The organism is Azohydromonas lata, from assembly GCF_034427735.1.
Taxonomy (GTDB): Bacteria; Pseudomonadota; Gammaproteobacteria; order Burkholderiales; family Burkholderiaceae_C; genus Azohydromonas; species Azohydromonas lata.
Window position 1 is genome coordinate 76,819 of record NZ_JAXOJX010000031.1, and the last position, 11,943, is coordinate 88,761.

At 72.9% G+C, this 11,943-nt stretch carries 12 protein-coding genes and 1 pseudogene; 6 read left to right on the plus strand and 7 right to left on the minus strand.

Annotated elements, in window-relative coordinates; genetic code table 11:
* Window positions 1–32: 32 nt before the first annotated feature.
* From SM757_RS18510 to SM757_RS18525, 4 genes and pseudogenes are all read left to right on the plus strand, one after another.
* Window positions 33–875: a metallophosphoesterase family protein gene (locus SM757_RS18510; protein ID WP_322466621.1), complete on the plus strand. Its 843-nt coding sequence runs from the start codon at window positions 33–35 to the stop codon at window positions 873–875.
* Window positions 876–966: 91 nt separating this feature from the next.
* Complete coding sequence (locus SM757_RS18515; RefSeq protein ID WP_066341259.1) at window positions 967–1,533, plus strand: DUF4142 domain-containing protein; 567 nt, start codon at window positions 967–969, stop codon at window positions 1,531–1,533.
* On the plus strand, window positions 1,526–1,867 hold the full coding sequence (locus SM757_RS18520; RefSeq protein ID WP_322466622.1) for a cupredoxin domain-containing protein: 342 nt from the start codon (window positions 1,526–1,528) through the stop codon (window positions 1,865–1,867). Before SM757_RS18515 ends, SM757_RS18520 begins: the two co-directional genes overlap by 8 nt.
* A pseudogene (locus SM757_RS18525) lies at window positions 1,864–2,550 on the plus strand (RNA polymerase sigma factor); the annotation flags it as partial. The gene SM757_RS18520 and the pseudogene SM757_RS18525, both read left to right, overlap by 4 nt.
* A 31-nt stretch (window positions 2,551–2,581) precedes the next feature.
* Here the strand turns inward: SM757_RS18525 and SM757_RS18530 are convergent.
* Both SM757_RS18530 and SM757_RS18535 read right to left on the minus strand, forming a co-directional pair.
* A complete protein-coding gene (locus SM757_RS18530; RefSeq protein WP_322466623.1) occupies window positions 2,582–3,832 on the minus strand; it encodes a glycoside hydrolase family 1 protein in 1,251 nt (416 codons plus the stop codon).
* A gap of 61 nt (window positions 3,833–3,893) precedes the next feature.
* Window positions 3,894–4,655: an acetoacetate decarboxylase family protein gene (locus SM757_RS18535; RefSeq protein ID WP_322466624.1), complete on the minus strand. Its 762-nt coding sequence runs from the start codon at window positions 4,653–4,655 to the stop codon at window positions 3,894–3,896.
* A 247-nt stretch (window positions 4,656–4,902) separates the two neighbouring features.
* On the opposite strand from SM757_RS18535, the gene SM757_RS18540 reads away from it, so the two are divergent.
* Window positions 4,903–6,348: a hydroxysqualene dehydroxylase gene (locus SM757_RS18540; RefSeq protein WP_322466625.1), complete on the plus strand. Its 1,446-nt coding sequence runs from the start codon at window positions 4,903–4,905 to the stop codon at window positions 6,346–6,348.
* A 65-nt stretch (window positions 6,349–6,413) separates the two neighbouring features.
* On the opposite strand, the gene SM757_RS18545 is transcribed toward SM757_RS18540, so the two are convergent.
* Both SM757_RS18545 and SM757_RS18550 read right to left on the minus strand, forming a co-directional pair.
* Window positions 6,414–7,253 carry a class III extradiol dioxygenase family protein gene (locus SM757_RS18545; RefSeq protein WP_066337365.1) on the minus strand — a complete coding sequence of 280 codons (840 nt, stop codon included), beginning with the start codon at window positions 7,251–7,253 and terminating at the stop codon, window positions 6,414–6,416.
* 27 nt (window positions 7,254–7,280) lie between these two features.
* Window positions 7,281–7,631, minus strand: coding sequence for a protocatechuate 4,5-dioxygenase subunit alpha (locus tag SM757_RS18550; protein WP_066337361.1), 351 nt, complete (start codon window positions 7,629–7,631; stop codon window positions 7,281–7,283).
* Window positions 7,632–7,751: 120 nt separating this feature from the next.
* On the opposite strand from SM757_RS18550, the gene SM757_RS18555 reads away from it, so the two are divergent.
* Entirely contained in the window at window positions 7,752–8,723 is a 972-nt protein-coding gene (locus SM757_RS18555) for a LysR family transcriptional regulator (RefSeq protein ID WP_322466626.1), read from the plus strand.
* Here the strand turns inward: SM757_RS18555 and SM757_RS18560 are convergent.
* The 3 genes from SM757_RS18560 to SM757_RS18570 are packed head-to-tail and all read right to left on the minus strand — an operon-like array spanning window position 8,671 to window position 11,597.
* Window positions 8,671–9,315: a M23 family metallopeptidase gene (locus tag SM757_RS18560; RefSeq protein WP_322466627.1), complete on the minus strand. Its 645-nt coding sequence runs from the start codon at window positions 9,313–9,315 to the stop codon at window positions 8,671–8,673. The two genes, SM757_RS18555 and SM757_RS18560, sit on opposite strands and share 53 nt — an antisense overlap.
* A gap of 4 nt (window positions 9,316–9,319) precedes the next feature.
* Entirely contained in the window at window positions 9,320–10,369 is a 1,050-nt protein-coding gene (locus SM757_RS18565) for a L,D-transpeptidase family protein (protein ID WP_322466628.1), read from the minus strand.
* Window positions 10,370–10,418: 49 nt separating this feature from the next.
* Window positions 10,419–11,597 carry an MFS transporter gene (locus SM757_RS18570; RefSeq protein ID WP_322466629.1) on the minus strand — a complete coding sequence of 393 codons (1,179 nt, stop codon included), beginning with the start codon at window positions 11,595–11,597 and terminating at the stop codon, window positions 10,419–10,421.
* Window positions 11,598–11,943 lie beyond the last annotated feature (346 nt).

Sequence of the window (11,943 nt, forward strand, 5' to 3'; positions counted from 1 at the left end):
CCAACGCAAACCGCAGCCCAGAAAGGATTGGCATGTCCGACCTGAACGCGACGAACGCCCAAGGCAGCCCTCAGCCGCAAGTCCCGTCCCAGGCCGCCGCCTCGGCCCACGGCAAATCCGTGGTGCGCTTCGCGGCCGTGGGCGACCTGCACTGCACCAAGGACTCCGCCGGCTCGCTGCGCTCCTTCTTCGCGCAGGCGGCCGAGGCCGCCGACGTGCTGCTGCTGTGCGGCGATCTCACCGACTACGGCACCACCGAGGAGGCCAAGGTGCTGGCCGGCGAGCTGGCGCAGGTGGCCCTGTCGCGCCCGGTGGTGGCGGTGCTGGGCAACCACGACTTCGAGTCCGGCCAGCCGGAGGTGGTGGCGCGCATCCTCAAGGACACGGGCGTGCGCGTGCTCGACGGCGAGGCCGTGGAGGTACAGGGCGTGGGCATTGCCGGCGTGAAGGGCTTTGCCGGCGGCTTCGGCCGCGGCGCCCTGGGCCCTTGGGGCGAGCAGGCGATCAAGACCTTCGTGCAGGAGGCGCTGCACGAGGCGCTGAAGCTGGAGTCGGCGCTGGCCAAGCTGCGCACGCCGGACCGCATCGCGCTGCTGCACTACTCGCCCATCGCGGCCACGGTGCAGGGCGAGCCGCTGGAGATCTTTCCCTTCCTGGGGACGACGCGGCTGGAGGAGCCGCTGATCCGCTACCCGGTGAGCGCCGTCTTCCACGGCCACGCCCACCGCGGCACGCCGCAGGGCCAGACGGTCAACGGCACGCCGGTGTTCAACGTGGCCATGCCGCTGCTGCGGCACAGCTACCCGCAGCAGCCGCCGTTCAGGTTGCTGGAGCTGCCGCGGCAGGCAGCCGATGCAGCCCTGCCGGCGCACTGAAACATCGCCGGCGCGGGAACGCCGCGGCGCGCCGCGACGTCCATCACCCTGCAGGCCGCCATGCCCGGCGGTGCGGAGCAGGAGGTGGAAAATGGAACGCGGCTCGAAGTTGAATCCGGCGCGGCGGGCGCTGTGCGCGCTGGCCCTGGGCGCGGCGATGGGCGTGCAGGCGCAGCCGGCACCAGCGGCGCCGTCCGTCCCCAGTGACGCGCAGATCGCCGCCATCGTCGTGGCGGCCAACCAGGTGGACATCGACGCCGGCCAGCTCGCCGCCGGGCGCGCGAGGGCCGAGCCGGTGAAAGCCTTTGCCCGCCTGATGGTGGCCGACCACGGCAGCGTCAACGGGCAGGCCACCGCCCTGGCCGGCCGGCTGCACCTCACGCCCGCGGACAACCCCACCAGCGCCAGCCTGCGCCAGGGCGGCCAGGACAACCTGCAGCGGCTGCGGGCGCTGCAGGGCGACGCCTTCGACCGTGCCTACGTGGACCATGAGGTGGCCTACCACGAGCAGGTGCTGCAGGCGCTGGACGGCAGCCTGATCCCGGGCGCCAGGAACGCCGAGCTGCGCGCGCTGCTGGAAAAGGTGCGGCCCGCCTTCGTCGCCCACCTGGAGCATGCGCGGGCGCTGCAGGCGCAACTGGGCCGGCGCGGTGGCTGAGCGCCGCAGGCCCGGTCCGGCCGCCGTGGCCCTGGCCGCGCTGGGCGCCGCCTGGCCGGCCCTGGCGCCGGCGGCCCAACACACCGTGCGCATCGAGGACATGCGCTTCAGCCCGGCAGCCCTCGCGGTACACCCGGGCGACCGGGTCACCTGGGTCAACCACGACCTGGTGCCGCACACCGTGACGGGCGGCGGCGGGCCCCTGGATTCAGGCCTCGTGGCCGCGGGCGCGTCGTGGACCGCCACCGTGGCGGCCCCGGCCGGCACGCTGCGCTACCGCTGCACGCTGCACCCCGCGATGACGGCCACGCTGACCGTGGAGGACAAGCCATGAGCGCCGCATCCGCCCTGCCGCCCCAACGCCCGGCCGAGGACGAGGCCGCCCTGGTGCGGCGCGTCGTCGCCGGCGACGTGAAGGCCTTCGAGCCGCTCATGCGCCGCCACAACCGGCGTCTGTACCGGCTGGCCCGCGCCACGCTGCGCGACGACGCGGAGGCCGAGGACGCGCTGCAGGAGGCCTATCTGGCGGCCTATCGCCACCTGGGCCAGTTCCGCTGGGAGAGCAGTCTGGCGACCTGGCTCACGCGGCTGCTGCTCAATGCCTGCCGCGACCGCCAGCGCCGCCAGGCGCGCCGCGACAACGTCGTGCCCCTGCTGCCCCTGAGCGAGCACGCCGACGAGGCCGCCGCCGTGCCCGGCACCGGCACCGAGGGCCCCGAGCACGCCGCCGCCCGCGGCGAGATGCGCGCGTTGCTGGAACGCCGGCTCGACGCGCTGCCCGCGGCGCTGCGCACCGTCTTCGTCCTGCGCTGCGTGGAGGAGCTCAGCGTGGAGGAAACGGCGCAGTGCCTGGGCATCCCCGAAGCCACCGTGCGCACGCGGCAGTTCCGTGCGCGCGGCCTGCTGCGCGAGGCACTGGCGCGGGAGATCGACCTGGCCGAGCGCGACCTGTTCGGCTTTGCTGGGGCGCGCTGCGACCGCATCGTGGCGCGCGTGCTGGCACGTCTGGCGGCCCCGGCGGGCGGCCCGCACGCGCAGGCGGCGGCGCTCAGGCCCAGTCCCGGTCCGGCTGCATCTTCAGCCGGTGCGCCGCCTGGATGACGTCGTTCAAGTCCACCGGATCGCTGAACGGGTCCTCGTCCAGCACCGTCACGCGGTTGAGCAGCCGCTGCCAGCGGTGCAGCTCCTCGACGTAGTCGGCATCCGGCACGCGGCGCAGCGCACCGTCGGCCTGGGGCTGCAGGTCGCACAGGCCGTTGTGCAGCCACTGCCCCGTGTGCCAGTCCGGCATGTCCACGGCTGGAAAGAGGCACACGCCGTGCAGATCGATGCCGCGGTCCACGGCGGCCAGCGACTCCTGCATCACGTCGCACAGCCAGTCCTTGCGGCCGCGTCCCAGGCCGCTGGTCTCCGAGATGACCATGGGCCGCCCGTAGCGGCGCCAGATGTCCTGCAGCAGCTCGCACAGCGGGACGATGCGCTCGTCGTCCGGCGCCAGCGCCTGGTGCGGGCCGTGCTCGCGGTACTCCATCTGGCCGAAGGAGTAGCAATTGCAGCCGACGATGTCCAGGACGTCCGGCGCGCCGCCCAGCTCGGGGCAGAGCCGGCCGGCGAGCACGTCCCAGGCGTGGCAGGCGTCGTCCTCGCACTCGCGGCGGGCGGCGTCGGCCAGGTCCGGCCGGTCGCGCGGCGCCACGACGTGGATGAGCGGCTCCACGTGCAGCATGCGCGCCTTGGGGTCCACCCCGCGGATCGCCTTCACGCCGGCCACGGCCGCAGCGCAAAGCGTGTTGCGCAGCGCGTAGCGGCCCTCGCGGCTCTTGCCGAAGGGCCCCATCCAGCCCCACTCGCCGCCGGCGAAGCCCCAGAAGGTGATCTCGTTGATGGGCGTGAAGCAGTGCGGGCCGCGCACGCGCGCCGTGACGTGCTCGGCCGCGGCGCGGCAGTAGGCGGTAAAGCGCCGCTTGAAATCCGGCATGAAGGGGTCCAGCCCATCCGGGTAGCCGTAGTGGCAGAGGTCCCACACCGGCAGCACCTGCGCGGCGTTCATGGCTTCGATCAGGGGCGCCAGGCAGGAGAAGTCGTACCGGCCTTCCCCGCGGTCCACCAGCGGCCAAGGGATGCCCTCGCGCGCCACGGCGATGCCCACGTCATGCAGGAAGGCGTAGTCGGCGTGCGCGAAGCGGTCGTGCTGCGTCTCGGCCACGAGGTTGCGCCGCCCGCGGTCCTTCCACAGGAAGGTCGAGCACTCGAAGCCGGAGAGGAAGAAGGTGGGGAAGATGCCGGCGCGCTGCGTCATGGCGGGGCCTTGCGAAAGCGGGGTTGGACGCTGCGGCGGCAAGACGTGCGCCCGGCACGCGTCAATCCGCCCCCAGCCGCCGCGGCGCATACAGCAGCGCCTGCGCCTGCGGAACCACTTGGCTCCACAGTGGCCGCTGGCTGATGTCCAGCGGGCGCAGCGCCTCGGCGAGCGCGCCCTCGCCCAAGGTGAGCACGGCACCGTCGCCGCCCGGGTGCTCGGCCCAACGCTGCTGGCGCAGCCGCAACTCGCTCACCACCGGCACGCCGTCCAGCAGCGTGTGCGACAGCAGCGAAAGCTCGCGCGCCGGCCCGTGGCCTGGGGCCGCGCGGCAAGCCAGCGTGACGGACGGCGCCGCGCCGCCCTCGTGCAGTGCGCAGCGCTGCCAACCGCCGCCCTCGTTGCAGCGCAGGTCGGCCACCCACTTTGGGAACCCCGCCAGCCGCGTGCCCCCGTCACGGGCGCGCGGCGTGGTCACGGGCATGTGCGCAATGAAGGCTTCGAAGCGCCGGTGAAACAGGTTGCCCAGCGCCTGCAGCCGGGGCATGGCGCCGCGGCCCACGGGAATCGCCACGGCCAGCTCGTCGTAGGCGCCCAGGTCGCCCTCGAAATAGCGCACGGCGATCAGCCCCAGCAGCCCCCGCCCCGGGCGCCAGGCCAGCGGCTGCAGCACGCTCGCCATGGCCGCAGGCAGTTGCGCGCGCAGGGCGTGCAGGTCGGCACCGTACACGGCGGACATGGCCGACAGCGATTTCAGTTGCAGCGGCACCGGCGCACCGTCCAGCGCGGCGCAGGGGTGGCGGGGCACGTCGAGAAAAGCCATGGATGGCCTTGCAGCAGAGGGCAAGCCCAAGGCTTGGGAAGCGGCGGCGCGCTGGGAACATGGGTTGCCATCCGGCCCCTCGCGAACTGCGGCTTCCCCCGGGCGGCCCGCGCCGCGCTGCCTTGCAACCTCCCATTCCTGCCGCCCGCATGCGCCGCCACTGCAAAAAACGCATAAGAAAGCGACCCGCCGACCCGGTGCCCTCGTGGCCCGTGCCGTTGCCCCTGCCTGACCTGGAAAGCCCGCCTTGGCCACCGACGCGCACGACGCCGACGTGCTGATCGCCGGCGCCGGCGTGGCCGGCCTGGCCTGCGGCGCGGCACTGGCGGACGCGGGTTTCAAGGTCTGGGTGCTGGAGCGCGACGCCCTGCCCGGCGGGCGGGCGGCAAGCTGGCCCGACCTCGTGACCGGCGACGTGGTGGACATCGGCCCCCACGTGGTGCTGAGCGAGTACCGCAACTTCCGCGCGCTGCTGCGCCGCCTGGGCACGCAAGAGCAGGTGCACTGGCAGCAGCAGCCGCTGATCACGCTGCTGGATGCCGGGCGGCGACTGCCCGTGCGCAACTCGCGGCTGCCGCCACCGCTGCACGGCTTGAAGGCCCTCCCCGCCGCGCTGCGCTGCATGGGCGTGCGCGACCTGCTCTCCAACCTGAACGTGGCCTGGCACGCCGCGCGGCTGACCGAGGAAGCCACGCTGGCGCTGGACGGCATGGACGCGCTGCGCTGGCTGCGCCTGCTGGGCGTGAGCGAGCGCAGCATCGAGTGGTTCTGGACCTCGGCCACCATGGCGCTGCTCAACGTGCCGCTGCAGCACTGCTCGGCCGCGGCGCTGATGCGCGTGTACCGGGTGATGCAGGGGCGCAGCGGCTACTGCTTCGGCTTCCCCAAGGTGCCGCTGGCCGCGCTGTACGCGCCGGGCTGCCGCGCGCGCATCGAGGCCGCGGGCGGGCGCGTGCTGCTGCGCACGCCGGTGGCGCGGGTGCACGTGCAGGACAGGCGCTTTCGCGCGCTGGAGCTGGAGGACGGCAGCCTGCTGCGCGCGCCGGCCGCCGTGCTGGCGCTGCCGCCGCAGGCGCTGCGCGACGATTTCCTCACCGCGCCCTGGCCCGCGGCCTCGCACGCGGCGCACCTGTTCGAGCCCTCGCCCTACGTGAGCACCTACTTGTGGCTGGACCGGCCGGTGACGCGCGCGCGCTTCTGGGCCCGCGCCTGGGCCACGCGCGACCTGAACACCGACTTCTACGTGCTCTCCAACATCCGGCCGCACACGCACGGCACGCTGATCGCGGCCAACGCCATCCACGTGCGCCTGGCGCGGGACTGGAGCGACGAGCAGCTCATACAGCGCACGCTGCAGGAGGTGGCGGACTTCAGCCCGCTGGCGGGCCAGGCCAAGCTGCTGCACGCGCGGGTGCACCGCATTCCCATGGCCGTGCCCTGCCCCATGCCAGGCACGGAACGCGCGCGGCTGCCGGCTGAAACGCCTTTCAAGGGGCTGTGGCTGGCCGGGGACTGGACGCGCACGGCCTTGCCCTGCTCCATGGAGAGCGCCGCGCGCTCGGCGGCGCTGGCGGCCGAAGCCGTGGCCGGCGAGCTGGGCCGGCCCTTGCAACTGGCGCTGCCGGTGCCGGACACCACGGGGGTGATGGCGCTGCTGCGGCGGCTGCCGCCGGGGCATGTGGTGCCGGCATGAAAAAAGCCGCTGCGTGAGCAGCAGCCAAAGGGTGGTCCACGCAGTGGGTCAATCCACCCGGCGACTCAGGCCACCGGCTCCAGCAGCATCAAGCCGGAGGCGGTGTTGGAGATGGGGATGTGGTAGTTGCGGTGCAGCGCCACGGCCTTGTCGCCCAGGGCGGCGCGGGTGGACAGCCACATCAGCAGCTCCACGCCCTGCGTGCCCGCCAGCTCGACCAGCTCGCGCGTCGTGAACTGCGTGGCCCACTGCGGGTCGCTGACCATGCTGTCCATGAAGCGCAGGTCGAATTCCTTGTTGATGAAGCCGGCGCGCTCGCCGTCCAACTGGTGCGACAGCCCGCCCGTGCCCAGGATGAGCACGCGGTCGTCCGTGGACCACTGCGCCACGGCGCGGCCGATGGCCTCGCCCAGCTTCCAGCAGCGCCGCGCGCTGGGCAGCGGGTCCTGCACGGTGTTGATGCACACGGGGATGACGCGCACAGGCCAGTTCTGGTCCGGCCACAGCAGCGCCATGGGCAGCGTGAAGGCGTGGTCCACCTTCATTTCCTGGCAGGTGGTGAGGTCAAACTCCTCGCCCACCAGCGATTCGATGAGCTGCCACGACAGCGCCGGGTCGCCCTTGAAGGGCGGCACGGTGGGGATGCCCCAGCCTTCGTCGGCGTTGCGGTACTCGGAGGCGGCGCCGACGGAGAAGGTCGGCATCTTGTCCAGGAAGAAGTTCAGCCCGTGGTCGTTGTAGAGCAGCACCACGACGTCGGGCCTGGCCTCCTTGAGCCACCGGTGGATGGGCAGGAAGCCGTCGAAGAAGGGCTTCCAGTACGGGTCCTGCTGCAGGCCCTTGGCGATGGCGCGGCCTATGGCCGGGACGTGCGAGGTGGTGATGCCGCCGATGATCTTTGCCATGTGAATCTCTCCAGGGGGTGCGTCGTGTCAGCGGCCGGCGTCCAGCAGCTTCTGCTGGAACTGCGCGCGCGTCATGCCGGTCTGCTGCGCGCCGATGTCCTGCATGTCCAGGCCCAGGATGCCGGCGAACTTCGCCAGGTAGTAGGCGTTGCCGCCGGCGGCGATGAGCGCCAGCACCTGGCGGCTGCGAATGGCTTCGCGCTGCTGCTCATTGAGGCCGTACTTGGCGCAGTAGGCGTCCTCGTCGGCGACGAAGGCGACGCGGTTGGCTTCGTCGTTGAACGAGAAGCACATCTTGTTGAGCGCGTAGCCTTTCATGGCCTGCTCGCCGTCGAAGATGACGGTGCCGGGAATGGGTTTCTTGTCGGGGGCTGGCATGGCCTTGTCTCCTGAAAGCCGGTGGACTTGCTCTGGATCAAGCGAGGCGCTGGTCCGTCGCTGGGCGCGAGTATTGGGCGGGTGATCATTCAGAAAAACCGCTGTTGACTCATTCGACCCATGAGCCGTTTCGATCATTTGGACCTGGATGGCCACCTGCTGGCGCTGCTGCTGGCGGTGTTCGAGGAGGGTTCCGTCACGCGCGCCGCGCAGCGGCTGAACGTGACGCAGTCGGCCGTGAGCCACCTGCTGGACAAGCTGCGCGCCATCGTGGGCGACCCGCTGTTCGTCCGCAGCGGGCGCGGCATCGTCCCGACCGCCCGCGCCGAAGGCCTGGCCGCGCGCGCCCGCGTGCTGCTGGAGGATTTACGGGGGTTCACCACCGCCGGCGGCTTCGACCCCGCACGGCTGGATGCGACGGTGACCATCGCCGCCAACGACCTGCAGCGCGACTTGCTGCTGCCGCCGCTGCTGCGCCGCCTGCGCGCGCAGGCGCCGAACCTGAAGCTGCGCGCCATCAACTCCGGCGTGCCGACGGCCGAGATGCTGCGCGAGGGGCAGTGCCAGTTGGTGATCTCGCCCCGCCCGCCGGATGCGGCCGACGTGGTGCAGAAGCGGTTGTTCGAGGACCGCTACGCGGTGTTCTACGACCCCGAGGAACGTGAGGCGCCGCGCGACGCGGACGACTACCTGGCGGCCGAGCACGTGACGGTGGTGTACGAGCCGCGCCGCGCGCTGGACTTCGACCGCTGGTTTGCCGAGTTGGCCTGCGCGCCGCGGCGCATCGTGGCCAGCGTGCCCAGCTTCGCGGCGGTGTCGGCCTTCATCCACGGCGGGCCGCTGCTGGCGACGCTGCCGTCCCTCCTGCACGCGCACCAGTTGCGCGGCCTGGCGCGGGCGCCGTTGCCCATGGACTGCCCGCCCATGCCCATGTACCTGATCTGGCACGTCAAGCACCAGGCGGAGCCGGTGCACGCATGGCTGCGGCAGGAGATCGAGGCGCTGGTGCCGTGGGTGCTGGGCGGCGCGGGCGGGCCGGCTAGGGTTTCCGGGGCACCGGTTGCGCTGGCGACAGCAGCGGGTACGGGTTGACCGCCTCGCCCTTCCACCACTGACGCTCGGCACCCAATCTGAAAATGGCGAAGTGCAGGTGCGGCGCGTCCGCGCTGGCGTTGCCGGTGCTGCCGACGTAGCCGACCACGTCGCCGCGCTGGAGCTGCGCGCCTTCGTGCAGACCCTGGGCGTAGCGGTCCAGGTGGGCGTAGTAGTAGGCGTAGCGGCTGCCGGGGTCGAACTGGTAGAGGGTCAGCCCGCCGGGCACGCTGGTGAAGAGTTTCACCAGGCGCCCGTCGTCCACGGCGAACACGGGCGTGCCGCGCGGGGCGGGAATGTCCAGCGCCTCGTGCGGGCGGGTGCCGGCGTCGCGGCCCTGGTTGAACGTGTCGCGAAGGGCGGCGGGGGCGACGCCCTCCACGGGCAGCAGCAGGCGGCGCTCGGCGAGGTAGGCGAAGTCCTCGCCGGCCTGGGCTGGAGCCTCCTGCCCGGTGGCGGCCTGCGCCAGCCGCGGGGCCGGCGGGTGGCCTGCGGGCAGCAGGCTCACGATCAGGCCCAGCCCGCCGCCCAACACCAGTCCCGACATGGCGGAGCGCAGCGCGCGCCTGAGCCGGGACTCGCCGCGCGGCATGGCGCTACTCCTGCACGTCCACCACGGTGCCGGCCTTGACCACGGAGGCCAGGCGCCGCACGTCCCAGTTGGTCAGGTGCACGCAGCCGTTGGTGGTCTCGCGGCCCAGCTTGGACGGCTCCGGCGTGCCGTGTATGCCCCAGTGCGGCTTGGACAAGCCCAGCCACACCACGCCCACCGGGTTGTTTGGGCCGGCCGGCACCTCGGCCTTGGTGTCGGTGGCCTTGGACTGGCGGATGCGCGCCGGGTCGTACCAGAACGTGGGGTTGTCCACCTCGTTGGCGATCTTCAGCCGCCCGGGCTCCAGCGGGTCGCTGCGGCCGCCCAAGCTGATCGGGAAGGCGGCCACGACCGTGCCGTCCTCGCGTTGGGCGTAGAGCACGCTGTCGGACTTGTCTATGCGCAGCGAGGCGACGGCCGGCGGCGGCGCGGCACCGGCGCCCACGTCCGTCACCACGAGCTGCTCGCCGGCCACGAAGCGGGCCTTGGGGTTGAGCTCGCGCAGCAGCGAGGGGCTCAGGTGGTACTTCTCGGCCAGCGCCTCGCGGGCGGACTGGTAGCCCAGGGCGGGCAACTTGGCCCGCTCCATCATGTCCGCGGGGATGCGGGTGAAGGGGCCGGCGACGTCCTTGTCCGTGAGCGTGACGCTGCCCAGCACGGGCGGCGCGTCGGCGCGCAGGGCGTTCCAGGTGGCGGCGTTGAGACGGCCATCGGCGGGCTTCAAGCCGCGCGAGCGCTGAAAGGCCACCACGGCGCGGCGCATGTTGGTGCCGTAGAGGCCGTCGATCTCGCCCACGGGAAACCAGGCGCGGTCCAGCATGACCTGGGCGCGCACCACGGCCACGCCGCGGGCGCCGGGGGCCAGCGACTGCGGGTCGGTGGCGGGGTCGTTGAAGTAGGCCAGCAGCCGCTGCGGCGTGGCGCCGGCAGGCGGGACGATCTTGTTGCCTTGGGCGGCGGCCGCCGGGAGTTGCGGGGCGGCCAAGGCGGCCAGCAGGGCGGCGCAAAGGAAATGGCGTTTGAACATGAAAGCCGGGGCGGATGCGGAGTGCATGCCGCTTCGGCAATTCGCGGGCCGCCTGACCCTCAGCAGGGGGTAGGCGTCAGATGCGCCGCCCCCGCCCCGCCATCCAACCCGCCCACGCCTGCACGCCCACCAGCACCCACAGCGCCACCAGCGGCGCCAGCCAGCCGCCGCTGACGTCGTGCAGCAGGCCGAATCCCACCGGGCCCAGCGCCGCCAGGCTGTAGCCCACGGACTGCGCCATGCCGGAGAGCGAAGCCGTCTGCGACGCGTCGTGCGCGCGCAGGCTGAAGAAGGCCAGCGACAGCGCGAGGCTGGAGCCCGACCCCAGGCCGGCCAGGAGGATCCACGCCATGGAGGGAGAGGTGCCGGCCAGGCCCACGAAACCCACCAGCGACAGCAGCGAGGCGGCGAGCGCGTGCCACCGCTGCTCCTTGGCCCGCGCGGCCAGCAGCGGCGCCAGCAGGCTGCCCGTCAGGCACGCCACCTGGTACAGGAAGGCGTAGCTGCCCGCGGCGGCGGCCGAGAGGCCCGCGTCGCGCAGCAGCGTGGGCAGCCAGGCCACGAGCACGTAGAAGGCCAGCGACTGCAGGCCCATGAAAAGCGACACCTGCCACGCCAGCGCCGAACGCCACAGCGCCCCGGGCCGCGGCGGCGCCTTCACGGCCGCGGGCGGCGCGGGCGTGGGCGACAGGCGCGCCCCAAGCAGCGCCCACCACGCCGCTGCCAGCAGCGCCGGCAGCGCCCACACGGCCAGCGCGGCGCGCCAGCCCAGCAGTGCCTCCAGGGGCACGGCCAGGCCCGCGCCCACCGCCGCCACGCCGGCCAGGGTGGTGACGAAGACCGAGGTCATCACGCCGATGCGCTCGGCGAAGTCGCGCCGTATGAGCGCGGGCACCAGCACGTTGCCCACGGCGATGGCCGCACCCAACAGCGCCGCGCCGCCGAACAGCGCCGCCGTGCCGGGCAGCGAGCGCAGCGCGATGCCCAGCGCCAGCAGCACCATGGCGCCCAGGAGCACGCGCTCCAGGCCGAAGCGCCGCGCCAGCGGCGCGGCCAGCGGCGAAATGGCGCCAAAGGCGATGACGGGCATGGTGATCAACAGGCCCAGCAGCGACGGCGCCAGGCCCGTGTCGGCCTGCATGTCCTTGAGCACGGGGCCCACGCCCATGAGCGAGGGGCGCAGGTTGGCGGCAATCAGCACCACGCCCACCACGGGCGCGGCCAGGCGGGAGGACAGGGGGACGGCAAGCGACATTGGGAAATTGCGAAAGCGGGCTCAAGCACGTGGGGACCCCAACGCGCCGCCGCGGGCGGAAAAAGGGCGGGATTCTGCCCCTTGGCGACTCCCCATGCCGCACGGCGGCCCAAGCACACGCGCCGCGGGATGCCAAGCCGTGGCACAACGGGCCGCCGCGCACGCCCGCGCCGGCTCGACATGGTCGAACCCCGCCCCGCGCAGGCGCTCCAAGCCCCATGCGCCCTCTTCTGCTGCTGCCCTGCCTGCTCCTGGCCGCCCAGGGCGCCTGTGCGCAGGCGGGCGACGCGCCGTCCGGCGCCGCCTGCGGCCGCGCGCTGCAGGCGCTTCAAGGCGGCGAGGAGGC